22 protein-coding genes (1 of these 22 cut by a window edge) are annotated in these 23608 nt (G+C 71.8%); 5 read left to right on the top strand and 17 right to left on the bottom strand.

Annotation, left to right across the window (positions count from 1 at the left end; all coding sequences use genetic code 11):
* The 9 genes in view from argH to argC are tightly spaced (each overlapping or abutting the next) and all read right to left on the bottom strand, a layout consistent with a single transcriptional unit that may run on beyond the window.
* Nucleotides 1-371, bottom strand: the start of a protein-coding gene (gene argH, locus N542_RS0119375) for an argininosuccinate lyase (RefSeq protein ID WP_028645348.1). Its footprint begins 1045 nt before the window's first position; only the first 371 of its 1416 coding nucleotides appear in the window; the start codon lies at nucleotides 369-371; the stop codon falls past the left edge of the window.
* Nucleotides 368-853 (bottom strand): NUDIX hydrolase, encoded by a 486-nt coding sequence (locus tag N542_RS0119370; RefSeq protein WP_028645347.1) that lies wholly within the window; start codon nucleotides 851-853, stop codon nucleotides 368-370. Before N542_RS0119370 ends, argH begins: the two co-directional genes overlap by 4 nt.
* Nucleotides 853-2289, bottom strand: coding sequence for an argininosuccinate synthase (gene argG, locus N542_RS0119365; RefSeq protein ID WP_028645346.1), 1437 nt, complete (start codon nucleotides 2287-2289; stop codon nucleotides 853-855). Before argG ends, N542_RS0119370 begins: the two co-directional genes overlap by 1 nt.
* Nucleotides 2286-2816: an arginine repressor gene (locus tag N542_RS0119360; protein ID WP_028645345.1), complete on the bottom strand. Its 531-nt coding sequence runs from the start codon at nucleotides 2814-2816 to the stop codon at nucleotides 2286-2288. Before N542_RS0119360 ends, argG begins: the two co-directional genes overlap by 4 nt.
* Nucleotides 2813-3736: an ornithine carbamoyltransferase gene (gene argF / locus N542_RS0119355; protein ID WP_028645344.1), complete on the bottom strand. Its 924-nt coding sequence runs from the start codon at nucleotides 3734-3736 to the stop codon at nucleotides 2813-2815. The genes N542_RS0119360 and argF overlap by 4 nt, the downstream gene beginning before the upstream one ends.
* The gene (locus tag N542_RS25685) at nucleotides 3733-4935 is read right to left on the bottom strand and encodes an acetylornithine transaminase (RefSeq protein ID WP_036508772.1); all 1203 of its coding nucleotides are present in this window, start codon (nucleotides 4933-4935) and stop codon (nucleotides 3733-3735) included. The genes argF and N542_RS25685 overlap by 4 nt, the downstream gene beginning before the upstream one ends.
* Entirely contained in the window at nucleotides 4932-5870 is a 939-nt protein-coding gene (gene argB / locus N542_RS0119345) for an acetylglutamate kinase (RefSeq protein ID WP_028645343.1), read from the bottom strand. Before argB ends, N542_RS25685 begins: the two co-directional genes overlap by 4 nt.
* Nucleotides 5867-7018 (bottom strand): bifunctional glutamate N-acetyltransferase/amino-acid acetyltransferase ArgJ, encoded by a 1152-nt coding sequence (gene argJ, locus N542_RS0119340; protein WP_028645342.1) that lies wholly within the window; start codon nucleotides 7016-7018, stop codon nucleotides 5867-5869. Before argJ ends, argB begins: the two co-directional genes overlap by 4 nt.
* Complete coding sequence (argC, locus tag N542_RS0119335; RefSeq protein ID WP_231482769.1) at nucleotides 7015-8052, bottom strand: N-acetyl-gamma-glutamyl-phosphate reductase; 1038 nt, start codon at nucleotides 8050-8052, stop codon at nucleotides 7015-7017. Before argC ends, argJ begins: the two co-directional genes overlap by 4 nt.
* A gap of 83 nt (nucleotides 8053-8135) precedes the next feature.
* Between argC and N542_RS0119330 the strand changes: the two genes are divergently transcribed.
* The 4 genes from N542_RS0119330 (at nucleotide 8136) to N542_RS0119315 (ending at nucleotide 12296) form a co-directional block, all read left to right on the top strand.
* Nucleotides 8136-8927: a maleylpyruvate isomerase family mycothiol-dependent enzyme gene (locus N542_RS0119330; RefSeq protein WP_028645340.1), complete on the top strand. Its 792-nt coding sequence runs from the start codon at nucleotides 8136-8138 to the stop codon at nucleotides 8925-8927.
* 118 nt (nucleotides 8928-9045) lie between these two features.
* Entirely contained in the window at nucleotides 9046-10377 is a 1332-nt protein-coding gene (locus N542_RS0119325; RefSeq protein ID WP_155993225.1) for an endonuclease/exonuclease/phosphatase family protein, read from the top strand.
* Between the two features lie 99 nt (nucleotides 10378-10476).
* Nucleotides 10477-11469: a daunorubicin resistance protein DrrA family ABC transporter ATP-binding protein gene (locus N542_RS0119320; RefSeq protein ID WP_028645338.1), complete on the top strand. Its 993-nt coding sequence runs from the start codon at nucleotides 10477-10479 to the stop codon at nucleotides 11467-11469.
* Nucleotides 11466-12296 carry an ABC transporter permease gene (locus N542_RS0119315; RefSeq protein WP_028645337.1) on the top strand — a complete coding sequence of 277 codons (831 nt, stop codon included), beginning with the start codon at nucleotides 11466-11468 and terminating at the stop codon, nucleotides 12294-12296. The genes N542_RS0119320 and N542_RS0119315 overlap by 4 nt, the downstream gene beginning before the upstream one ends.
* Nucleotides 12297-12357: 61 nt before the next feature.
* Here N542_RS0119315 and N542_RS25680 read toward each other — a convergent pair whose 3' ends face one another.
* From N542_RS25680 to pheS, 3 genes are read right to left on the bottom strand one after another with little or no spacing between them, the layout of a single operon-like run.
* Complete coding sequence (locus N542_RS25680; RefSeq protein WP_051552067.1) at nucleotides 12358-15507, bottom strand: AAA family ATPase; 3150 nt, start codon at nucleotides 15505-15507, stop codon at nucleotides 12358-12360.
* Nucleotides 15488-17959: a phenylalanine--tRNA ligase subunit beta gene (gene pheT / locus N542_RS0119305; protein WP_028645336.1), complete on the bottom strand. Its 2472-nt coding sequence runs from the start codon at nucleotides 17957-17959 to the stop codon at nucleotides 15488-15490. Before pheT ends, N542_RS25680 begins: the two co-directional genes overlap by 20 nt.
* Before the next feature lie 4 nt (nucleotides 17960-17963).
* Nucleotides 17964-19070 (bottom strand): phenylalanine--tRNA ligase subunit alpha, encoded by a 1107-nt coding sequence (gene pheS / locus N542_RS0119300; protein ID WP_028645335.1) that lies wholly within the window; start codon nucleotides 19068-19070, stop codon nucleotides 17964-17966.
* A gap of 100 nt (nucleotides 19071-19170) precedes the next feature.
* On the opposite strand from pheS, the gene N542_RS25675 reads away from it, so the two are divergent.
* Nucleotides 19171-19995: a DUF817 domain-containing protein gene (locus tag N542_RS25675; RefSeq protein WP_036508765.1), complete on the top strand. Its 825-nt coding sequence runs from the start codon at nucleotides 19171-19173 to the stop codon at nucleotides 19993-19995.
* 2 nt (nucleotides 19996-19997) lie between these two features.
* Here N542_RS25675 and N542_RS25670 read toward each other — a convergent pair whose 3' ends face one another.
* From N542_RS25670 to infC, 5 genes are all read right to left on the bottom strand, one after another.
* The gene (locus tag N542_RS25670) at nucleotides 19998-21029 is read right to left on the bottom strand and encodes a sensor histidine kinase (RefSeq protein ID WP_036508943.1); all 1032 of its coding nucleotides are present in this window, start codon (nucleotides 21027-21029) and stop codon (nucleotides 19998-20000) included.
* 26 nt (nucleotides 21030-21055) lie between these two features.
* Nucleotides 21056-21823 (bottom strand): TrmH family RNA methyltransferase, encoded by a 768-nt coding sequence (locus tag N542_RS0119285; protein WP_028645334.1) that lies wholly within the window; start codon nucleotides 21821-21823, stop codon nucleotides 21056-21058.
* A gap of 38 nt (nucleotides 21824-21861) precedes the next feature.
* Nucleotides 21862-22248, bottom strand: coding sequence for a 50S ribosomal protein L20 (rplT, locus tag N542_RS0119280; RefSeq protein WP_028645333.1), 387 nt, complete (start codon nucleotides 22246-22248; stop codon nucleotides 21862-21864).
* Between the two features lie 76 nt (nucleotides 22249-22324).
* Nucleotides 22325-22519 (bottom strand): 50S ribosomal protein L35, encoded by a 195-nt coding sequence (gene rpmI, locus N542_RS0119275; RefSeq protein ID WP_028645332.1) that lies wholly within the window; start codon nucleotides 22517-22519, stop codon nucleotides 22325-22327.
* Between the two features lie 88 nt (nucleotides 22520-22607).
* Entirely contained in the window at nucleotides 22608-23345 is a 738-nt protein-coding gene (infC, locus tag N542_RS0119270) for a translation initiation factor IF-3 (RefSeq protein WP_081795344.1), read from the bottom strand.
* Nucleotides 23346-23608 lie beyond the last annotated feature (263 nt).

The raw sequence follows: 23608 nt of genomic DNA, 5'->3' as shown, positions 1-23608 counted from the left end.
TTGAACAGGGTGGCGATCTGGTCGTTGCGGCTGCGACCGGCGCGTATCCGGCCACCCACGTCGGCGCCGACCTCGTCGACCAGGAGGCGCTCGAGCGCGCCGTGGACGTCCTCGTCGGAGGGGTCCGGCAGCAGGTCGCCGGCGGCGTACCGCTCCCCCAGCACGTCGAGGCCGCGGACCAGCTCGGCATGGTCGGCGTCGGTGAGCAGCCCGGCGCGGTGCAGCGCGTTGGCGTGCGCCCGCGAGCCGGCGAGGTCGTACGGCGTCAGGCGCCAGTCGAAGTGGGTCGAGCGCGAGAGCGCGTCGAGCTCGGGCGAGGGACCGCCCGCGAAGCGGCCGCCCCAGAGCTTGCCGGTGTTGGTGGTGCTCATGCCTTCTCCTGGGCCTCTCCGAGGATGGCGCGGACCGCGGTCCGCATGTGCTGGGTGAGCTGGTCGTTGGCGGCCGTGCCGTCCGCGTCCAGCGCGTCCGGGGTCCACCATGCCGCTTCGTCGATGGTGCCGCGCTCCAGGCCCTCCTGAGCGTCGAAGCTCAGCCCCGTCAGGTCGTCGAGCCGGGTCGCGAAGTACGTCTGGTCCTGCACGAGGTGCCACATCCCGAAGTCGAACTCGACGACGTCGTGCGCGATCGGAGCGGTCAGGTCGGCGGCGCGGACGCTGATGCCGAGACCCACCCGCATCTCCCGGGCGGCCGCCTCGACGTGGAACTCGCCGTGCTCGACCTCGCCGCCGATGCTGAACCAGTAGGTCTTCGCCGGCTTGGCCGGGTCCCAGCCGTGCAGCAGCAGCACCTCGCCGGCAGCATTGACGGGCAGCACCCTCCCGGTCGTGCGCTTGCGGATCGGACGGGGCATCAGTCGGTCCCGAACTCCATCGCGGCGTAGTCGAGCGCCTCCTCCTCGCCCGCGCCGCCCTCGGCGGCCGGGTTGCGGGCGATCCGGTCCGCGCCGCCGGACTCGATCACGCCGAAGAGCGTGCCGTTCTCGACGAGGACCTGGCCCTGGTCGAGCGGCTGGGACGCGTAGAGCTCGAGCTTGGCGCGGGAGTCGGCGATGTCGAGGTTGCGCATGGTCAGCTGGCCGATCCGGTCGGTGGGACCGAAGGCGGCGTTGTCGGTGCGCTCCATCGACAGCTTGTCGGGGTGGTAGGAGAACGCCGGACCGTCGGTGCGCAGCACGGTGTAGTCCTCGCCGCGACGCAGCCGGAGCGTGACCTCGCCGGTGACGAGCGACGCGATCCAGCGCTGGATCGACTCCCGGATCATCAGCGCCTGCGGGTCCAGCCACCGGCCCTCGTACAGCAGCCGGCCGAGCTGACGGCCCTGGGCGTGGTAGTTGGCGATGGTGTCCTCGTTGTGGACGGCGTTGAGCAGCCGCTCGTACGCCGTCCACAGCAGCGCCATCGCCGGAGCCTCGTAGATGCCGCGCGACTTCGCCTCGATGATCCGGTTCTCGATCTGGTCGGACATGCCGAGGCCGTGGCGGCCCCCGATCACGTTGGCCTCGTGGACCAGGGCGACCGGGTCGTCGTACCGGAGGCCGTTGATCGCGACGGGGCGGCCCTGCTCGAAGCGGACGGTGACGTCCTCGGTCTCGATCAGCACGCTGGGGTCCCAGAACTTCACGCCCATGATCGGCTCGACGGTCTCCAGCGAGACGTCGAGGTGCTCGAGGGTCTTGGCCTCGTGGGTGGCGCCCCAGATGTTGGCGTCGGTGGAGTACGCCTTCTCCTGGCTGTCGCGGTAGGGCAGGTCGTTGTCGACCAGCCACTGGCTCATCTCGTGGCGGCCGCCGAGCTCGGTGACGAAGTCGGCGTCGAGCCACGGCTTGTAGATGCGCAGGTCGGGGTTGGCGAGCAGGCCGTAGCGGTAGAAGCGCTCGATGTCGTTGCCCTTGAACGTCGAGCCGTCGCCCCAGATGTCGACGCCGTCCTCGTGCATGGCCCGCACCAGCGAGGTGCCGGTGACGGCCCGGCCGAGCGGGGTGGTGTTGAAGTAGATGCGCGCTCCGGAGCGGATGTGGAACGCGCCGCACGCGATCGCGGCCAGCCCTTCCTCGACCAGGGGCCGGCGGCAGTCGACGGCGCGGGCGATCTCCGCGCCGTACTGGAAGGCCCGGTCAGGCACGCCGCTGATGTCGGGCTCGTCGTACTGCCCGATGTCGGCGGTGTAGGTGCACGGGATCGCGCCCTTCGCGCGCATCCAGGCCACGGCGACCGAGGTGTCGAGTCCCCCTGAGAACGCGATGCCGACGCGCTGGCCGACGGGGAGGGAGGTCAGGACCTTGCTCACGGGGTGTCTTCCTTCTGGTGATGGGTGTCGGCGAGGGCCAGGAACCGGCGGGCGAGGTCGTCGCCACCGCTCGGGTCCCGGCCGATCACGAGGACGGTGTCGTCCCCGGCGATGGTGCCGAGGATGTCGGGGAACTCTGCCTTGTCGAAGGCCGAGGCCAGGAACTGGGCGGCACCGGGAGGGGTGCGCAGGACCACCAGGTTGGCGCTGGCGTCGGCGCTGACGAGCAGCTCGCCGCACAGGCGCGCCAGGCGGGCCGCGGCTGCCGCGGTCTCCCCCGGCGCCGCGGGTCGTCGGTCGCCGCCCTCGGCCGGGACGGCGTAGACCAGCCCGCCGGACGGCGAGCGGACCTTGACGGCGTCGAGCTCGACGAGGTCACGCGACAGGGTGGCCTGGGTGACGCGCAGTCCGCTCTCGGCCAGGAGCTCGGCGAGCTCGCCCTGCGAGCGCACCTCGTGCTGCGTGACGATCTCGACGATGTGCTGGTGCCGGGCGTTCTTGGTCGTCGGCCGCAGGGCGGTGTTCATCGCAGGTCCTCGGCCAGGAACGTGAGGATCGCCTTCTGGGCGTGGCGGCGGTTCTCGGCCTCGTCCCACACGACGCTCTGCGGACCGTCGATGACCTCGGCGTCGATCTCCTTGCCGCGGTAGGCGGGCAGGCAGTGCATCGCGATCGCGTCCGGCTTGGCGTGCTCGAAGAGCTCGACCGTCAGGGAGTACGGCGCGAAGACCGCGGCGCGGGCTGCCGCCTCGTCCTCCTTGCCCATCGAGATCCAGGTGTCGGTGACGACGACGTCGGCGCCCGTGACCGCCGCGACCGGGTCGGACACCAGCGCGGCGGAGCCCCCGCTGGTGGCGGCGATCGCGGCCGCCCGCTGGACCATCGCGGCGGACGGCGCGTATCCCTCGGGCGAGCTGATCCGGACGTGCATGCCGGCGGTCGCACCCGCGAGGAGCCAGGAGTTGCCCATGTTGCAGGCCCCGTCGCCGACGAACGCGACCGTCAGCCCGGCCAGCTGCTGCTTGTGCTCCTGGATGGTCTGCAGGTCCGCGAGGAGCTGGCAGGGGTGGAAGTCGTCGGTGAGCGCGTTGACCACGGGGACACCGGAGTGTGCGGCCATCTCCTCGAGGTTGCCCTGGGCGTAGGTCCGCCACACGATCATCGACGCCTGGCGACCGAGCACGCGGGCGACGTCGTGGACGGACTCCCGCACGCCGATGCCGGCGAGCGCGCCGTCGACCAGCATGGGGAACCCGCCGAGCTCGGCGATGCCCGCGGCGAAGGACGACTGGGTGCGCAGCGTCTGCTTGTCGAAGATCATCGCGACGGTGCGCGGCCCGGCGAGCGGCTTGGCGTCGTACGGCGCGTGCTTGAGCTCCGCCGCGAGGGCGAGCACCTGGGCCTGCTCCGCGGGGCTGAGGTCGTCGTCCGCGAGGAAGTGCCTCATGCCTGCTCTCCGCTCGCGTCGGGCATCGCCTCGTCGAGGATGCCGGGCCAGGCGGCCAGGAAGGCGCTGGCATCGTCCTGGCTGAGCACGAGGGGCGGCGCGAGCCGGATGCGCCGCGGCGTCGCGTTGTTGACGATGAAGCCGGCCCTCAACGCTGCCGCTGCGACCTCGGCCGAGACGTCGGCGACCAGGTCGAGACCGACGAACAGCCCCTCGCCCCGGACCTCGGCGACCCGCGGGTCGGCGGCGAGCCCGTCGCGGAGCTTCTGCCCCAGGACGGTCGCGTGCTCGAGCAGGCCTTCCTCCTCGATGGTGCGGATCACGGCGAGAGCGGCGGCGCACGCGACCGGGTTGCCCCCGAAGGTGGTGCCGTGGTTGCCGGGCTCGAGCAGGGTCCCGGCGTCACCCAGGCCGATGCAGGCGCCGATCGGGAAGCCGCCGCCGAGCCCCTTGGCGACGGTGACGATGTCGGGGCGCACGGCGGGGTCGTGGGCGAACCACCGGCCGGTGCGGCCCATCCCGGACTGGACCTCGTCGAGCCACAGCAGCGCACCGTGCTCGTCGGCGACCGCTCGGGCGGCCGCGAGGTAGCCCTCGGGGGGCACGACGACGCCGGCCTCGCCCTGGATCGGCTCGAGCAGGACGGCGGCGGTGCGGTCGGTGACCGCGGCGGCGAGCGCGTCGGCGTCGCCGTACGGGACGAACGTGACGTCACCGGGCAGCGGCTCGAACGGCGTGCGGTAGGCCTCCTTGGAGGTCAGCGCGAGCGATCCCATCGTGCGGCCGTGGAAGCTGCCCTCGGCGACCACGATCTCGGTGCGACCGGTGCGGCGGGTCAGCTTGAACGCGGCCTCGTTGGCCTCGGTGCCGGAGTTGGTGAAGAAGACCTTGCCATCTCCCGGCTGCCCGCCGAGCAGCTCGAGCAGCCGCTCGGCGAGCTCGACCTGGGGGCGGCTGGTGAAGAAGTTGGAGATGTGCCCGAGCGTGCCGAGCTGGGTGGTGACGGCCTCGACCAGCGCGGGGTGGCCGTGGCCGAGCGCGTTGACGGCGATGCCCCCGAGGAGGTCGACGTACTCGCGGCCGTCGACGTCCCACACGTGGGCGCCCTCACCGCGGACGAGGACGAGCTTCGGCGGACCGAAGGTGTTCATGACGCTCGCGGCGTACCGCGAGCCGTAGTCGGCGTCGGTGGTGGTCACTGGGAGTCCCTGGCCTTCCGGGTCTTGGTCTCGACGCCGGGCAGCACCTGGGTGCCGACGCCCTCGTTGGTGAACAGCTCGAGCAGGACGGCGTGGGGCTCGCGGCCGTCGACCACGGTGGCCCGCGGTACGCCGTTCTGCACGGCGAGCAGGCACGCGCCCATCTTCGGCACCATCCCGCTCGCGAGCGTGGGGATGATCTCGCTCAGCGACTCCGGACTGATCTCGCCGATCACGTCGTCGGAGCTGGGCCAGTCGAGGTAGAGCCCCTCGACGTCGGTGAGCACGAGCAGCTTCTCGGCCTTGAGGGCCACCGCGAGCGACGCGGCGGCCGAGTCGGCGTTGACGTTGTGGATGACCCCGTTGACGTCGGGGGCGACGCTCGAGACGACCGGGATGCGGCCGGCATCGATCAGGTCGAGGACGGACTCGGGACGCACCCGGGCCACCTCGCCGACCAGGCCGAGATCCACCTCCTCGCCGTCGACGACCGCGCCGGTCGGCTCGGCGGTGAAGAGCCCCGCGTCCTCGCCGGAGCACCCGACCGCGAGCGGGCCGTGCTCGTTGATCATCCCGACGAGCTCGCGCTGCACCTGGCCGACCAGCACCATGCGCACCACCTCCATCGCCTGGGGCGTGGTGACCCGCAGGCCGCCCCGGAACTCCGACTCGATGCCGAGCCGGTCGAGCATCGTCGAGATCTGCGGGCCGCCGCCATGGACGACGACGGGCTTGAAGCCGGCGAAGCGCAGGAACGCGATGTCCTCCGCGAAGGCGCGCTTGAGGGTGTCGTCGGTCATGGCGTTGCCGCCGTACTTCACCACCACGATCTTGCCGTGGTAGCGCTTCAGCCACGGCAGGGCGCCGGCGAGGGTGCGGGCCTTCGCCCGGTCGGGCTTGCTGGTGTCGAACTGGCCGGAGCTGGAGTCGTTCATGAGGAGTACGCGCTGTTCTCGTGGACGTAGGCGTGCGTGAGGTCGTTGGTCCAGACCGTCGCCCGCTCGGGGCCGGCCTTGAGGTCGATGGTCACGCTCACCTCGCGGGAGGTGAGGTCGACGGTGGTCGGATCGGCGTGCGGCGTCGAGCTCCGGCACACCCAGACGCCGTTCATCGCCACGTCGAGGTCGGCGGGGTCGAACCGCGCGTCCGTCGTGCCGAGGCTGGCCAGGACACGGCCCCAGTTGGGGTCGTTGCCGAAGACGGCCGCCTTGAAGAGGTTCGAGCGGGCCACGCTGCGAGCGGCCTCGACGGCCTCGTCCTCGGTGGCGGCGTTGAGCACCGTGATCGCGATCTCGTGGTCGGCGCCCTCCGCGTCGCGCAGCAGCTGCATCGCGAGGTCGGTGCAGGCCTGGGTGAGCGCGTCGGTGAAGTCCGGCAGCGACGGCGTGATGCCGCTCGCGCCGCTGGCCAGCACGGTGACCGTGTCGTTGGTCGACATGCAGCCGTCGGAGTCGAGGCGGTCGAAGGTGACCCGCGTCGCCGCCCGGAGCGCGGTGTCGAGGTCGGCCGCGGGGACGACGGCGTCGGTGGTGATCACGACCAGCATGGTCGCGAGCTGTGGGGCCAGCATGCCGGCGCCCTTGGCCATCCCGCCGACGGACCAGCCCGCGCCCTCGACGACGACCTGCTTGCTCACCGTGTCCGTCGTCATGATGGCCTCGGCAGCCTGCTGGCCGCCGTCGGCGTCGAGCACGTCGTACGCCGCGCTCGCGCCGGCGAGCACCTGGTCGCGGTCGTTGACGAGGCCGATCAGGCCGGTCGAGCAGACGACGACGTCGAGCGCGCCGATGCCGAGCCTGGAGGCGACGGTCTCCGCGACCGCGTGGGTGGTCTGGAAGCCTTCGGGGCCGGTGTAGCAGTTGGCTCCGCCGGAGTTGAGGAAGACGGCGCGGACGGTGCCGTCCTTGACGACCTCCTGGCTCCACAGGACCGGGTTGGCCTTGCAGCGGTTGGCGGTGAAGACGCTGGCGGAGTCGAAGGTCGGGCCGTCGTTGACGACGAGCGCGACGTCCTTGGCACCGGAGGACTTGAGACCGGCAGCGACGCCGGCGGCCCGGAAGCCTGCGGGATGGGTGATGGTCACGGAGCGATTCCTACTGTCGTGAGGCCCAGGCCTTCGTCGAGGCCGAGCGCGAGGTTCATGCACTGGACGGCAGCGCCGGCGGTGCCCTTGGACAGGTTGTCCACGGCACCGACGGCGATCATTCGTCGCGCGTCCTCGTCGACCGTGACCTGCAGGTGGACGGCGTTGGAGCCGGTCACCGACTTGGTCTGGGGCCACTGGCCCGGTGGGAGCAGGTGGATGAACGGCTCGTCGGCGTACGCCTTCGCGTAGACGTCGTAGGCCTCGTCCGCGCTGACGTCGCCGACGATCCTGGCCGAGCAGGTCGCCAGGATGCCGCGCGACATCGGCACCAGGAGCGGGGTGAAGCTCACCGCCACCGTGCCGTCGACGAGCGCGGAGAGGTTCTGGGTGATCTCCGGCGTGTGCCGATGGACCCCGCCGACGCCGTACGCGCTGGCGTTGCCCATGACCTCGCTGCCCAGCAGGTGCGCCTTGGCGGCCTTGCCGGCGCCGCTGGTGCCCGACGCGGCCACGACCGTGACGTCGGGCTCGACGATGCCGGCGGCGATCGCCGGGGCGAGGCTGAGGCTGGAGATCGTCGGGTAGCAGCCGGGGACGGCGACCCGGGTCGCGCCCCGCAGCAGGTCGCGCTGCCCGGGGAGCTCGGGCAGGCCGTACGGCCAGGTGCCGGCGTGCTCGCCGCCGTAGAACCTGGTCCAGGCGGCGGGATCGGCGAGCCGGAAGTCGGCCCCACAGTCGATCACGACCGTGTGCTCCCCCAGCTGGGCGGCGACAGCTCCCGACTGGCCGTGCGGCAGCGCCAGGAACACCACGTCGTGCCCCGAGAGGGTTTCGATCGTCGTCTCGGCGAGCACCCTGTCCGCGAGCGGCACCAGGTGCGGCTGCAGCACCCCGAGCGGCTGACCGGCGTTCGAGGCCCCGGTGAGGGCACCGATCTCGACCTCGGGATGGCCCAGCAGCAGGCGGAGGAGCTCGCCCCCGGCGTACCCGCTGGCTCCGGCGACAGCGACGGTCCTTCCACTCATGTGCATGACTATACACAGCGTTGCATGTTCATTTACCCGGTGGTCTATTCGGGTGCGACGCGTCGGGTCTCGTCGCTACCTTGCTGGCCATGGCGAGACTTCACTTCGACGACTACCGACGACACCTCGAGACCGAGTCCGCGCGACTGCGCGCGGTGCTGGTCGACTGCGACCCCCTCGCGCGGGTCCCGGGCTGTCCCGAGTGGACCGCGAGCGACCTGCTCGGGCACCACGGCGGGGTCCTGGAGTTCTGGGCCACGATCATCGAGCGGCGGCCCGAGGGTCCCGACGAGCTGGAGGAGCCGAGCCCGCCCGCGTCGTACGCCGACCGTCTGGCCTTCCACGAGCAGCAGGCCGCCCGGCTGGTGGCGGCGCTCGACGCCGCGGACCCGGGCGAGCACGCGTGGACGTGGTCCGGCGAGCAGACGGTCGGCTTCACCTTCCGACGCCAGGCGCACGAGGCGCTGATCCACCGCCTCGACGCCGAGCAGACCGCCGGCCGGGTGACGCCGCTGGACCCCGAGCTGGCCGCCGACGGGGTCGACGAGTGCTTGGACGTGATGTTCGGCGGCGCGCCACCCTGGGGGAGCTTCGCGCCGCTCCCCCACCACGTCCGGGTGGAGATCACCGACCGCGACGAGTCACTGTGGGTGCAGATCGGCCGCTTCACCGGCACCGACCCGAGCGGTGAGCAGCACGACGTCGAGGACATCCGGGTGGTGCCGGCTCCGGGCGGGGACGCCGACGCGGTCGTGAGCGGACCGTCCGCCGAGCTCGACGCCTGGCTGTGGCGGCGCGGGGACGACAGCCAGGTGGTCGTCACCGGAGACCGTGGCGTCTACGACCGGTTCCGCGTCGCGGTCAACCAGCCGATCGACTGAGCGCGCCCCGGGTCTTGCGAAAGCGGCCCCCCGATTGGGTTCTCTCCCGTAAAATCGGCGTACGTGCCACCGGTCTGGTGCACACCCCCACGACCGCAGCACGATCTTGGAGTTCTCGATGCCCGCATCTCCCGTCATCCGCGCCGCCCAGGCCATCGTTGCGGGCGTCCTGCTCGGCGGCGTCCTCGTCGCCGCCCCGGCAGACGCCCGCCCGGTCGCCCCAGGCGCGTCGGAGCGCCGGGTCCCGAACCCGACCGGCGTCGCGTCGGGCAGCTACCCCAACGGGGCCGAGTACCTGAAGCTGAGCCTCGCCACGCTCAAGGACGGCCGTCTGCGGGTGTCGTGGGTGCGCCCGGGCAAGTACGTCAAGCGGTACGTCGTGAAGGTCGGCGTCAACCGCCAGCTGGACGTCGAGACGAAGTCCTACCGGGTCGGCCGCAAGAGGCAGGCGCTGATCGTGCCCCGCGCCGCCGGCACGTACACGAGCTCGGGCAACTACTCCTTCGTCAAGCTCACCGTCTACCGCAAGGACGGGACGGTCGGCTCCAGCCCGACGAAGTGGATCCAGGCCCCGATCGGCACCCCCTGCACGGCAGCCACGAAGAACCGGGTGACCGTCGGCACCTTCAACGTCCGCACGTGGACCGCTGACCCGATCAAGGGTGCCTTCAGCTGGAACCTGCGGCGCAAGCACGTCATCTCGGAGATCAAGCGCAGCGGTGCGCACGTGGTCGCGGTCCAGGAGGCGAGCGGCCAGGTCGACCAGGGCTTCGGCAACATCACCCAGCGTGAGTGGATCGTCAAGGCACTGAACGTCGCGGACCCGGCCGCCAACTGGGTCCCCGCCATGAGCGACGACTTCTACAAGCCCTTCACCCACTCGCTGGGCGGGACCCGGATCTTCTTCGACGCCAACAGGTTCACCAAGCTCAACGAGGGCCTCCTCCGGATCCCCGACGCGGGGGCCCCGAAGGACTCGATGCTCCCGTGGGTGCGCCTGCAGGCGACCGGCCAGGCGCCGTTCGTCTTCACCTCCAACCACCTCGACCTCGGCGACGCACCCTCCGACGTCAAGGTCCGCGGCCGCGAGATCTCCAAGGTGATCAGCAAGGCCAAGCAGCTGCGCGCGACGTACGGCAACCAGGTCATCGTGGCCGGTGACATGAACTCCACGATCAACAACCGGCCGTACAACAACGTGCAGCGTGCGCTACTCAAGGCCGGCTTCTACGACGCCTTCGCCACCACGAAGCTCAGCGGCGCGAAGTTCCCGACGACGAACCAGTACAAGTTCCCGCTCAAGCCCACCCCGCTGCGTCGCGACTACATCATGACGCTCGGCTCGGTGAAGGGCTCCTGCAGCTACCGCAACCTGTACTACACCAGCAAGTCCCTCATCGCCTCGGACCACTTCATGCAGGTCGCGACGCTGCCGCTGCCGCCTGCCTGACCGGCTGCTCCGGGTGCCCGGGCCCCAGGGGCTCGGGTGCCCGGGACCGTGAAACCGGAGTGAAGGCGGCACGAAACCGACGAGGCCCATGCTGGCGCCATGACACCAGTACCTGACACCGACCTGGCCGTCGCGGCCTCCGGGCTCGTCAAGACGTTCGACGACTTCCGCGCGGTCGACGGGATCGACCTCGAGGTCCGTCGCGGCGAGGTCTTCGGCGTGCTCGGCCCCAACGGCGCCGGCAAGACCACGACCCTCAAGATGCTGGCCACCCTCCTGCCGATGGACGGCGGAGAGGCCAGCATCTTCGGTGTCGACGTCCGTCGACACCCCCACATGATCCGCCAGCTCGTCGGCGTGACCGGGCAGTACGCATCGGTCGACGAGAACCTCACCGGCTCGGAGAACCTCTGGCTCTTCGGACGCCTGCAGGGCCTGTCGTCCGCGAGGGCCAAGGTCATCGCGAAAGACCTCCTCGAGCGCTTCGGCCTGGCGGAGGCCCGCGACAAGCAGATCAAGACCTTCTCCGGCGGCATGCGCCGCCGCCTCGACCTGGCCGCGAGCCTGATCTCCCAGCCTCCGCTGATCTTCCTCGACGAGCCGACCACCGGCCTCGACCCCCGCACCCGCGGGCAGATGTGGGAGACCATCCGCGAGCTGATCCGCGACGGCAGCACGGTGCTGCTCACGACGCAGTACCTCGACGAGGCCGACCAGCTCGCCGACCGGATCGCGGTCATCGATCGCGGCATCAAGGTCGCCGAGGGCACGCCCGACGAGCTGAAGACCTCCGTGGGCAGCTCCACCCTCCAGCTGCGGATGTCCGACCCGGACGAGACGGTGGGCGCCGCCGACGTCGTGCGCCGTGTCCTCGGCGAGGCGCCGGTCCTGACGCCCGAGGCCGGGGGGATGAACGCGGCGCTCACCGACGCCAACCAGGCCGCCGACGTGCTCATCGCGCTGCGGCAGTCGGGCCTCTCGATCGCGTCCGCGACCGTCCAGAAGCCCACCCTCGACGAGGTCTTCATGGCCATCACCGGCCACTCCGCCGAGGACGAGACCCACGAGCCCCAGATGGAGGCCTCCCGATGAGCACCACCCTGCTTCCCGACCACGAGACGACCCAGGTGCTCGACCGCACGGTCGTCACCCGCCCGTCGCTGCGCGACACCCTCGACCAGAGCCTGGCGATGGCGTGGCGAGCGCTCAAGAAGATGCGCCGCAACCCCGAGCAGTGGTTCGACGTCACGCTCCAGCCGTTGCTGTTCACCGCGATGTTCGCCTACATCTTCGGCGGCGCGATCTCCGGCAGCGTCCAGGAGTACCTGCCGATCGTGATCACCGGCATCCTCGCCCAGACGGCGCTGACCGCGTCCATGGCCACCGGCATCCAGCTCCGCGAGGACATGGACAAGGGCGTCTTCGACCGGTTCAAGTCGCTGCCGATCGCCCGGATCGCGCCGCTGGTCGGGCCGGCCATCGCCGACCTGGCGCGCTACGCCACCGCCGCGACCCTGACGATCCTCACCGGGCTGCTCATGGGCTACCGGCCCGGTGGCGGCGTCCCCGGCGTGCTCGCCGGGTGGCTGCTCACGATCATCGCCGGGTGGTCACTCGCGTGGATCTTCACCTACCTCGGGACCCGGGCGCGCAGCGCCCAGGCCGTGCAGGGCATCTCGATGATGATCATGTTCCCGCTGACCTTTCTGTCGAACGCCTTCGTGCCGGCCGACACACTGCCGGGCTGGCTCGAGGCCTTCGTCAAGGTCAACCCGGTCTCCCTGGTGATCTCGGCGGTCCGCGACCTCATGAACGACGGCATGGTGACCGCCAACGTCGGCTGGGCACTGCTCGGCTGCGCGGTCATCGTGGCGGTCTTCCTGCCGCTCTCGGTGAGGTCCTACTCCCGCAAGATGTGATCGAGCCGCCGGGAGCGGGCTCGCTCGCTCCCGGCGAGCACGGGCGGTCGCGTGACGCTCGTCAGCGATCGAGCGCCGTGACGAGTCGCAGGACCTCCTCGCGGAGCTCGATCGCCTTCACGTCTCCGAGGTCGGCGCGAACCCGCTCGACCTCGCCGGGCAGGGCGGCCTCGGCCATCGCCTCGGCCGGCGCCCAGCTGAGACTGGGCAGCTGCCGGTTGTAGCCGAAGGCGTCGGCGCAGACGAGCAGGCGTACGGCGTGCCGGATCGCGGCAGGCTCCGTCGCCGTGACGAGCTCCCACTCCGCGAGCGCGAAGACCAACGCGCCGACGACCGGGTAGTCGAGGAAGCCGGTCCCGTCGCCGAGCGCCCTCGGGGCCCGGGCGAGCAGGTCGGCCCGGAGGGGCGCCGCCTCGTCGAACCGCCCGTGCCGGACGTGCGCGGACAGGGCCGCCGCGCTCGGGAAGAGCACCCACGGCTCGTAGCCGACCCCGAACCCGGTGCCGGGCATCCGTCGGCCGTTCAGCTCGCGGACGGCGTCGCGGTAGCCGCGCAGCCCCTCCTCGATGCGGCCGGCGGCCAGGTCGAGCTCGGGTCGACCGCTCCGCACGATGACGGCGGAGCCGAAGACCCCGTTGCCGTCGTCGTCGTCGATCTGGTCGAAGATCCGGGCGGCGTCGGCGAACCGGCCGTCCTGGATCGCCGACATCGCCAGCACCGCCTGGAGCTGGGCGACGTCCTCGGTGGCGCCGAGCGCCTCCATGACCGGGATGGCCTGGGTGGCGAACCCGAGGGCCTGGTCGAGCTGGCCCGCCTGCATCGTGAGGCCGGCCAGCTGCGACCGCACCAACGCACCGGTCCACGGCCCGTCCCGGTCGTCGACCAGCTCGAGCGACCGCTCGGCGCGGAGCCGCGCCTCGGCGAGGTCCCCGGTGTTCTCGTAGTACTGGCTCGCCCACTGGAGGGCGAGCTGCCGGACGTGTGCGCGAGGGTGCTCGCACAGCCGATCGAGCGCGTCCACGTCGCCGCGGGCGGTCCCCAGCCGGGCGGTCAGGAGCACCATCGTCTGCGCCTCCGCCCGCGTCTCACCGTCGCCCTCTGGCAGGCTCTCGAGCCGGGCGAGCGCCTGCTCGGTGCCGTGCTCCGAGAAGATCATCGAGTTGAAGGCAATCGCGGAGAGCGTCGCGCGCAGAGCCGGCACCAGGTCCTCGCTCACCGCGGCGCTCGCGACGACCTCCTCCACCTCCCGGGCCAGCGCGACGACCTTGAGGTGGCTGCCCTCGACGGTCCAGAAGTCCGAGAGGCACGCCATCAGCGGGATGACGGCGCCCGCGTCGGAGTCGCGCAGGCAGCGGCGCAGCAGGTCGACCAGGTTGCCCTCCTCGACCCGGATCGCGGTCATGGTCGCGACCTGCTGCGGGCCGAAGAGGTCGTCCCACGCGCGACGGCACAGGTCGATCCCCCACGCGCGCAGGCGCTCGCGCGTGTCCGTGTCGTCGCCCGCGTCGACCAGCTGCACCTGGCCGAACTCCCGCACGGTCTCGAGCAGCCGGTAGCGGAGATCTCCTGCGCCCTCGCTGACGGTCACGAGCGACTGGTCCACCAGGTTGGAGACCGCCCCGAGCGCGTCGCCGTCGACCACCGCGTCGGCGGCGTCGAGCGAGAAGCCGTCGCGGAAGATCGAGAGTCGACGCAGCGCGCGGCGCTCGTCGTCGTCGAGCAGGTTCCAGCTCCAGTCGATGACGGCGATCAGGGTCTGGTGCCGCTCCGGCGCCTCGCGCGAGCCACCGCGCAGCAGGGCGAACCTGTCCTCGAGCCGACGCTCGATCTCGGCGACGGACATCGCGCGGACCTTGGCGGCCGCCAGCTCGACCGCCAGCGGGAGGCCGTCCAGGCGCGCAACGAGCGAGCGCACCTCCCCCGGCTCCAGACGGGCACCGGGCCGGGCCGCCGAGGCCCGCTCGACGAAGAGCTCGACCGCGTCGTCGAGCCCGAGCTGGGGGAGCTGGTAGACCCGCTCCGCTGCGATGCCGAGCGGGGCGCGGGTGGTCGTGAGCACCCGCAGCCCCGGCGTCCGGGTCACCAGCACCTGGACCAGCTCGGCGACGGCGTCGACGAGGTGCTCGCAGTTGTCCAGGATCAGCAGCGCCGACGTGGTGCCGACCTGGTCGATGATCCGACCGAGCAGGTCCGTACGGCGGGCCGCCGCCGCGAGCCGTCCGGTCGCGGCCTCGCGCACCCCCAGCACATCGCCGACCTCCACCGCGACGCCGTCCGGCGAGGTGACGCCGGCGAGCTCGACGAAGTGCACCACCGGCTGCTCGGCCAGGCGGCCCATCAGGTGGGCCAACCGGGTCTTGCCCAGTCCCCCGGGCCCGACGATCGAGGTGACCCGCGACGTGCGGATGGTCTCGGCCAGCGCCGCGACGTCGCCGTCGCGTCCGATCAGGCGCGAGGCCTCGTACAGCAGACCCTCGCGCACCGGCCGGTCCCGCGCGAGGAGCTCGGCGTACATCGTCTGGAGCTCCGGGCCCGGATCGACGCCAAGCTCGTCGGCGTACCGCTCGCGGATCTGCTCGTAGCGCGCGAGTGCGGCGGGCACGCCGCGCACGGTCGCCTCGCTGCGCAGCAGGGCGAGGACGTTGCGCTCCGTGGGCTCGCTCGCCTCCAGGATCTCGAGCGCCTCGTCGTGGTGCCCGAGCGCCGAGAGACCACGGCCGAGCAGGTCGCGGGTGGCCGCTCGCACCGCCAGGGCGTTGAGTCGCAGCTCGTGCAGCCGGCCCTCGCCCGCCTCGGAGATGGTGAGCTCGGCGACGGTGCGGGCCGCGGCCACGACGCCCTGCCAGTCGCCGGCGCGCTCGGCGTCGGCGGCCCGGGTGTGCCGTTCACGCAGGTCAGCCAGGTCCGTGTCGGACGTGCCCAGCCGGTAGCCGTTCGGCGTCCGTGCGACCGCGTCCGCGCTCGTGGCCGTGCGCGCCCGCGAGACGACGACCTGCAGCGCCTTCGTGGGATTGGCCGGCACGCCGGCCTCGCCCCACAGCTCCTCGATCAGGCGTCCCTCGCTGACACCCTCGTCGGGGGTCGCCGCGAGCACCGCGAGCAGGGTCCGGGTGCGCTCGCCCGTCACCGGGGCACCGTGCCAGCGCACGTCGGGGAGCAGCGTCAGCGCCGGACCCCTGCCGGCGCTGTCGTCAGCTCCGCTGGACGGCACCGGTCCGCTCGGCGGCGAGCGCGACGGCCGCGTCGCGCGCGGCCGTCGTCTCCTCCTCGGTCAGGGTGCGGTCGGGTGCCCGGAACCGCAGGGCGAACGCCAGCGACTTGCGCCCGTCGCCGACCTGGTCGCCGGTGAAGAGGTCGAACAGCCGGATCGACTCGAGCAGCTCCCCCGCGCCCTCGCGCAGTGCGGCCTCCACGGCAGCGGTGGTGACGGCGACGTCGACCACGAGGGCGACGTCCTCCTTCGCCAGCGGGTACGTCGAGAACTCCGGGCCCGGCGTCACGTCGCGCGCGCGGCGCATCAGGAGGTCGAGGTCAAGCTCGACCGCGGCGCTGCGCGGCGGCAGGCCGAACTCCTGGCACACCTTCGGGTGCAGCTCACCGGCGTGACCGAGCTCGGTCCCGTCGACGAGGACCCGCGCGCAGCGGCCGGGGTGCCAGGGCGCACGGGAGGCCGAGACGACCTCGACGTCGACCCCCAGCTCGGTGCCGAGCCGGCGCACGATGCCGATGGCGTCCGACCAGCCGGCCTCACGACCGGCGCCCCACCAGCCGGCACGCTCGCGCTCACCGGCCAGCACGACGGCGAGGTGCAGCGGCTGCTCCGGGAGCGCCTCGAAGAGCTTGGCGAGCTCGTCGTCGCTCGGGCGCCAGTCGACGCCGTAGATCGGCGCCGGACCGCGGTCGACCGGGAAGGCCACGGTGCCGGTCTCGAAGAGCGACACCCCGGTCGCGCCCCGACCCAGGTTGCGCGCGGCGGCCTTCAGCAGGCCGGGCAGCAGGGTGGTCGTGTACGACGGGTCCTCGCTCGACAGCGGGTTCGCCAGCTTGACGGTGCTGCGCAGCACGTCGTCGGCGGGCAGGCCCAGGGCATCGAGCGCGGCGTCGCCGATGAACGGGAAGCTGATCACCTCGACGCAGCCCGCACCGGCCAGCAGGCGACCCACACGACGGCGCAGCCGCTGCTCGCGGGTGAGACCACGGCCCGCGGCCTCGCGGGGCAGCACCGACGGGACCTGGTCGTAGCCGACGACCCGCACGACCTCCTCGACCAGGTCGTAGGGGTCGGTCAGGTCCGGGCGCCACGGCGGCGGGAGGTAGCCGTCGTCGGCGAGCTCGCAGCCGACGGCCAGCAGGTGCTGGCGCGCGGTCTCCCGCGAGATGTCGATGCCGGAGACCCGGGCGGGGAGGTCGTCGGGCATCGCGATCGCGGTGGCCACCGGCGGCGTCCCCACGACGGTGACACCGGCATCCGCCGTGCCGCCGCCGTACGTCGTGAGCAGCTCCACCACCCGGTCGGCCGCGGCCTGGGTGACGACCGGGTCGACGCCGCGCTCGTTGCGCTTGCCGGCCTCGGAGGTGAGCTTGTGGCGCTTGCCGGTGCGGAACATCGACGTGGCGTCCCAGTGGGCCGCCTCGACGAGCACCGATGTCGTGGTCGACGACATCTCGGTGGTCTCGCCGCCCATCACGCCGCCGAGGCCGATGATGCCGGAGTCGTCGGTGACGACCAGGTCCTCGGTCGAGAGCGGGCGGTCGACGCCGTCGAGCGTCGTCAGCCGCTCGCCGTCGGCGGCGCGGCGGACCCGGATGGGGCCGGCGATCTTGTCGGCGTCGTACCCGTGGATCGGCCGGCCGATCTCGAGCATCACGTAGTTGGTGACGTCGACGGCGAGCGAGATCGGGCGCATCCCGGCCTGGGTGAGCCGGCGGACCATCCAGTCGGGCGACGTGGCGGCCGGGTCGAAGCCGCGCACCGTGCGCGCCACGAAGACCGGGCAGCCGGCCGGGTCGTCGATCTGGACCGGGTGGCCGTCGGCGTTCGGCTCCGGCACCGGGCGATCGGCCGGGTCGCGGTACGGCGCGTCGTACGCCAGGGCCGCCTCGCGGGCGACGCCGCGCAACGACAGCGCGTAGGCGCGGTCCGGGTTGATCTCGAACTCGATGACCTCGTCGTCGAGACCGAGCACCGCGAAGGCGCTGTCCCCGGGGGCGCCGGCGCCCTCGGGGAGGACGATGATGCCGTCGTGGTCCTCGCCGAGGCCGAGCTCGCGGGCCGAGCAGATCATGCCGGCCGACAGGTGGCCGTAGGTCTTGCGCGCGGAGATCTCGAAGTTCCCCGGCAGGATGCCGCCGGGCAGGATCACGACGACGTGGTCGCCGGGCGCGAAGTTGTGGGCGCCGCAGACGATGCCCTGCGGCTCGCCGGTGCCGTTGGCGTCACCGACGTCGACCGTGCACCAGTTGATCGTCTTGCCGTTCTTCTGCGGCTCGGGCTGCATCGTGAGCACCCGGCCGACCACGAGAGGGCCGGTGATCTGGTCGCCGGGCTTCTCGATGGCCTCGAGCTTGAGCCCGAGCGCGGTGAGCCGGGCGGCAAGGTCCTCGGTGGTGACGCCGTCGGGGAGGTCGACGTACTCCCGGATCCAGGAGACTGGGGCCTTCATGTGATCAGAGTTCCGTTCCGAAAGCAGTGGTGAAGCGGATGTCGCCCTCGAAGAGCTCGCGCAGGTCCTCGATCCCGTGGCGGAACATCAGGGTGCGGTCGATGCCCATGCCGAAGGCGAAGCCGGTGTAGCGCTCGGAGTCGATGCCGCAAGCGGTCAGGACGCGCGGGTTCACGACGCCGCAGCCGCCCCACTCGATCCACCCCTCGCCGCGGCAGGTGCGACAGGTGGCGCCGTCGAGCACGCCGGCGCCGCGGCAGACGAAGCAGACCAGGTCGACCTCGGCGCTCGGCTCGGTGAACGGGAAGTACGACGGGCGGAACCGCGTGCTGATGCCCTCGCCGAACATGGCGGCGGCGAAGTGGTCGAGGGTGCCCTTGAGGTTGGCCATCGTGATGCCCTCGTCGATCGCCAGGCCCTCGACCTGGTGGAAGACCGGGCTGTGGGTGGCGTCGTACTCGTCGGTGCGGAAGACGCGACCGGGGCAGACGACGTAGATCGGGGGCGTGCGCGAGAGCATCGTGCGCGCCTGCACCGGGGAGGTGTGGGTGCGCAGCACGAGGTGGTTCTCGGGCGGCTCGGTCCAGAACGTGTCCTGCATGGTGCGGGCCGGGTGGTCCGGCCCGAGGTTGAGCGCGTCGAAGTTCAGCCACTCCGCCTCGATGACCGGTCCCTCGGCCACCTCCCAGCCCATCGCGACGAAGATGTCGGCGATCAGCTCGGCGCCGGTGGTCAGCGGGTGCCGGGCGCCGGTGGGGATGCGGTCGGTCGGCAGCGTGACGTCGACGGTCTCCTCGACGAGCATCCGCTCCTCGTGCTCGGCCTCGAGCACCGCCTGGCGGCGGCCGAGGGCCTGGTTGACCGCGCCGCGGGCCTGGCCGATGCGCTGGCCGGCCTCCTTGCGCGCCTGCGGCGGCAGGGCGCCGATCTCGCGGTTGGCCAGCGCGAGCGGGGACCGGTCCCCCGTGTGGTCGATCCGCACCTGCTTCAGCTCGGCGAGATCGGTCGCAGCCGCGATCGCAGCGAGCGCTGCGTCACGGGACGCCTCGACCTCCTCCGGCTTCAACGGGGTGACCTCCACAGGGTCGTAATCGGTGTTCGGACCGGACACGGCAGCTCTCTCGTCCCACTCGTCGTGAATCTCAGGCCCGAGTCTAGGGACGCCGCGCCTCCGGCGGCGAACCGGTTCCGGCGGCGCCTACCCTGACCGGATGACCACGTCGGCGATCTCGGCACCCGCGGTGGTCCGGGTCGCCGGCCGCGGCACGGCGCAGCTGGCGCGCTTCGCGTGGCTCGAGCTCCAGTCGTGCGTGTTCGCGGCCGCGGTGTTCGCCGGTCTGCTGGTGGCGTACGTCGTCCCGCTGCCGATCACGACGTACGACGCCCTGCTCCTCTGGTGCGTCGTCGTGACGCTGGGCTTCTGGGCGTGCGGGCTGGAGAGCTGGCGCGAGGTGCTGGTGATCTGCGCCTTCCACCTCCTCGGCCTGGGGCTGGAGCTCTTCAAGGTGCACGTCGGGTCCTGGTCGTACCCCGGCGAGGCGGTCACCAAGGTCGCCGGGGTCCCGCTCTTCGCCGGGTTCATGTACGCCGCGGTCGGGTCCTACCTCTGCCAGGCGTGGCGGCGCTTCGACCTGCGCGTGACCCGCTACCCGGCGATCGCGACCGCCCTGGTCGCGGCGGGCATCTACGCGAACTTCTTCACCCACCACTGGATCCTCGACCTGAGAGTGGCGCTCGCCCTGCTCGGCCTGGTGGTGCTGCGCCGCTCGATGGTGCACTTCACGGTCGGCGACGTCCGCTACCGGATGCCGCTGGCGCTGTCGTTCGCGCTGATCGGACTCTTCCTCTGGCTGGCCGAGAACGCCGCGACGTACCTCGAGGCGTGGCAGTACCCGGGGCAGGAGCAGTCCTGGCAGCCGGTGCACGCCGCGAAGATCGGCGCGTGGGCGCTGCTGGTCACGATGAGCTTCGTGCTGGTCGCCACCGTCAAGGCGCAGGAGGGCAGGCTCTACCACGTGCCGGCCCGCGAGGCCTGACGTCAGTCCGGACTGGCGGGCAGCTCGACGTCGATCCGGGCGCCACCGCTGTCGGCCTCCCCGATCGCGACCGTGCCGCCGTGCGCCTTGACCAGCCCGTTGACCAGGTAGAGGCCGAGGCCGGAGCCACCGGTCACGCCGCCCTTCCAGAACTTGGTGAAGACCCGTCGGCGCAGCTCCGGCGAGATGCCCTCGCCGTCGTCCTCGACGCGGAGGCGGAGCCCGGAGACCTCGGGCTCGCCGGTCGGGCTGAGCTCCACGCGGACCGCGCCGGACCCGTGGCGTACGGCGTTCTCGACGAGGTTGGTCACCACCTGGGCGAACTTGTCGGGGTCGACCGTGACCTCCGGCAGCCCGTCCGCGACCGTCAGCTCGATCGGGCGACTGGTCCCCGCCACGACCGAGTCGACCACCCGCTGCACGAGCACGGCCGCGTCGGAGGGTCGCGGGTAGAGCTGGAGACGACCGGTGTCGATGCGGGCGACGTCGAGGAGCTCGGCGATGAGGCGGCTGAGCCGGTCGGAGTCAGCGCTGACGGTGGTCAGCATCAGCTTCTTCTGGTCGTCGTTGAGCTTGTCCCAGCGGTTGAGCAGCGCCTGGACGAAGCCCTTGACGCCGGTGAGCGGCGAGCGCAGCTCGTGGGCCACGGTCGCCACCAGGTCGGAGCGCTCGCGGTCGAGGCGGGCCCGGCCCCGCCCCGAGCGCAGGCTCACCGCGACGCTGTCGACGGGCTGGTCGAGCGCGGGGCGGTGGATCCGGGCGACGACCAGCACCTCGGTGCCGTCGGGCAGCAGCCACGCCTGCTCGGGCACGGCCGAGCGGGTGGGCAGCCCGTCGTACGGACAGTTCAGCGAGCACCAGTCACGACCGTCGTGGTCCTGCAGCGCCAGGACGTCGGCGAGCGGCCGGCCGACGCTGGCTGTCGGATCCACGCCCAGCCAGGTCGCGGCGACGGTGTTGAGGGCGGTCACGATGCCGGCGTGGTCGGCGAGCACGACCCCGTCGGCGAGCAGGTCGAGCTGGGCTGGTGGCACGTCGCCCACCCTACGGGCGAGGACGGTCAGCGACGCTGGACCCGCGCCGAGGCGTAGAGGCAGAGCGCCGCCGCGGTCGAGAGGTTGAGGCTCTCCGCACGACCGTGGATGGGGATCCGGACACGGTGGTCGGCGAGGTCGGCCAGCTCGGCGGGGAGACCCCAGGCCTCGTTGCCGAAGAGCCACGCCGTCGGGGCGCCGAGCAGGGGCTCGGCGTGGTCGAGATCCACCTCGCCGGCGCCGTCGGCGGCCAGCACCTGCAGCCCCGCGGCCCGGGCGGCCCGCACGGCCGCGGCCGGGTCGGGCTCGATCCCCACCGGGAGGTGGAAGAGGCTGCCGACGCTGGCCCGGACGGTCTTGGGGTTGTACGCGTCGACCGACCGACCGGCGAACACGACCCCGTCGGCGCCGGCCGCGTCGGCGCACCGGATCACGGTGCCGGCGTTGCCCGGGTCGCGCACGTCGGCGCAGATCGCGACCAGGCGGGTGGCGTCGACCACGTGCTCGACCGGACGGTCGAGGAAGCGGCAGAGCCCGACCACGCCGGCCGGGCTGACGCTGTCGCTGAGCGACGCGAGCGCGCGGTCGTCGACCAGCGTCCACTGCGGGACGACCGCCGCGAGCGCGGCGTACTGCTCGGTGGCGGCGACGGTGGCGAAGACCTCGACGACGCAGCCGGGCACCTCGAGGGCGCCCTCGACGGCCTTCGGGCCGTCGGCAAGGAAGAGCCGCCGCTCGGAGCGTTCCGAGCGGCGGCTGAGCTTCCGGGTCTCCTTGACGCGAGCGTTCCCCACGGTCAGGGGAGCGCCCGCCGTCAGGGGGGCGTCGTGCGTCAGGCCGAGACCTTGGGCGCGTTGACGTCCTCGGGCAGCGCGGCCTTGGCGGCCTCGACGAGGACGTTGAACGCCGCCACGTCGTTGACGGCCAGCTCGGCCAGGATCTTGCGGTCGACCTCGATGCCGGCCAGGTTCAAGCCCTGGATGAAGCGGTTGTAGGTCATCCCCTGCGCGCGGGCAGCAGCGTTGATCCGCTGGATCCACAGCTTGCGGAAGTTGCCCTTGTTCTTGCGCCGGTCGTTGTAGCTGTAGACCAGGGAGTGGGTGACCTGCTCCTTGGCCTTGCGGTACAGCCGCGAGCGCTGGCCGCGGTAGCCGCTGGCGCGCTCGAGGGTTGTCCGGCGCTTCTTCTGGGCGTTTACCGCCCGCTTGACGCGTGCCACGATTTACTCCTTGTTGCTGAAAATCTTCTCGGGTGCGGGGGTCTCGACAGGCTCGACCACCGAAGGGCGGGGTCGGTCAGAGACCGAGCATCTTCTTCGCGCGCGGGACGTCGGCCTTGGCGACCTCGACGGTGCCGGTCATCCGCCGGGTGACCTTGGAGGCCTTCTTCTCGAGGTTGTGCCGCTTGCCGGCCTTCTCGCGAAGGATCTTGCCGGAACCGGTCACCTTGAAGCGCTTGCTGGCACCGGAGTGCGTCTTGTTCTTCGGCATCTCTGCTCTCTCTTCTCGTCCTGCTGGCGTGCTCGCGGCTGACTCGCACACCCGCGGTCTTTCCGGCGGCCCTCAGGCCGCCGGGGTCTCAGGCCTCGATCTCGGGATCGAGGTTCTCGGAGCGGCCACGCTCCTTCTTCTGTGCGACCGGCCCGGCGGCGTGGGCGGCGTCGCGCTCAGCCTGCTCGTCGGCCACGGCCGCGGCGCGCTCGGCGGCCTTGGCGTCCTTCTCGGCCTGCTGGTCGACCTTGGCATCAGCCTTCTTCTTGTGCGGGCCGAGCACCATGATCATGTTGCGGCCGTCCTGCTTCGGCGAGGACTCGACGAAGCCCAGCTCCGTCACGTCCTCGGCCAGCTTCTGGAGCAGCCGGAAGCCCAGCTCGGGGCGGTGCTGCTCGCGACCGCGGAACATGATCGTGATCTTGACCTTGTCCCCGGCGCGCAGGAACCGCACGACGTGACCCTTCTTGGTCTCGTAGTCGTGGGCGTCGATCTTCGGACGAAGCTTCATCTCCTTGATGATCACGTTCGTCTGGTTGCGACGGGCCTCACGAGCCTTCTGGGCGTTCTCGTACTTGAACTTGCCGTAGTCCATGAGCTTGCAGACTGGCGGCTTGCCCTGTGGCGCGATCTCGACGAGGTCGAGGTCCGCCTCCTGGGCAAGCTTCAGGGCCTGGTCGGTCGGCACGATGCCGACCGTCTCCCCGTTGGGTCCAACGAGTCGGACCTCGGGAACCCGGATCCTGTCGTTGATGCGCAGCTCGGTGCTGATGTGTCCTCCTGGTGGCCATGTGACCGGAAGTCCTCGCTCGCCCCGGCCCTCGATCGAGGTCCGAAATCAAGAAAGGCTTCCGCTTGTGCAAGCGGAAGCCAGTCGCGGCGTCCCCCACGCCAGTGGGAGTGCCACCGAGGGCCGGGAGGCTCACGCCGTGGAACACGTCCACGCCGCACGCCAAGCCTTCGGGACCGGACCCGACGACCTGTGGAGCTGACCCATTGCTGGGGCGGTCGGTGCGGGTGGGAGACGATGCTGCTGACTCCGCTTGTGAGATCTGCTGCGACTCGGCCGCGGACGGTCGGGTCGTAACT

Source organism: Nocardioides sp. URHA0020 (genome assembly GCF_000620705.1).
Taxonomy (GTDB): domain Bacteria; phylum Actinomycetota; class Actinomycetes; order Propionibacteriales; family Nocardioidaceae; genus Nocardioides.
This window is presented reverse-complemented; position numbering and strand designations above follow the sequence as displayed.

Coding starts and splice junctions, on each gene's coding strand:
- N542_RS0119330 (WP_028645340.1), top strand. CDS start 8,136: ATGGCGAGACTTCACTTCGACGACTACCGACGACACCTCGAGACCGAG.
- N542_RS0119370 (WP_028645347.1), bottom strand. CDS start 853: ATGCCCCGTCCGATCCGCAAGCGCACGACCGGGAGGGTGCTGCCCGTC.
- argB (WP_028645343.1), bottom strand. CDS start 5,870: ATGAACGACTCCAGCTCCGGCCAGTTCGACACCAGCAAGCCCGACCGG.
- N542_RS0119315 (WP_028645337.1), top strand. CDS start 11,466: ATGAGCACCACCCTGCTTCCCGACCACGAGACGACCCAGGTGCTCGAC.
- rpmI (WP_028645332.1), bottom strand. CDS start 22,519: ATGCCGAAGAACAAGACGCACTCCGGTGCCAGCAAGCGCTTCAAGGTG.
- pheT (WP_028645336.1), bottom strand. CDS start 17,959: ATGAAGGCCCCAGTCTCCTGGATCCGGGAGTACGTCGACCTCCCCGAC.
- N542_RS0119320 (WP_028645338.1), top strand. CDS start 10,477: ATGACACCAGTACCTGACACCGACCTGGCCGTCGCGGCCTCCGGGCTC.
- N542_RS0119325 (WP_155993225.1), top strand. CDS start 9,046: ATGCCCGCATCTCCCGTCATCCGCGCCGCCCAGGCCATCGTTGCGGGC.
- N542_RS0119360 (WP_028645345.1), bottom strand. CDS start 2,816: ATGAACACCGCCCTGCGGCCGACGACCAAGAACGCCCGGCACCAGCAC.
- argC (WP_231482769.1), bottom strand. CDS start 8,052: ATGCACATGAGTGGAAGGACCGTCGCTGTCGCCGGAGCCAGCGGGTAC.
- N542_RS25675 (WP_036508765.1), top strand. CDS start 19,171: ATGACCACGTCGGCGATCTCGGCACCCGCGGTGGTCCGGGTCGCCGGC.
- argF (WP_028645344.1), bottom strand. CDS start 3,736: ATGAGGCACTTCCTCGCGGACGACGACCTCAGCCCCGCGGAGCAGGCC.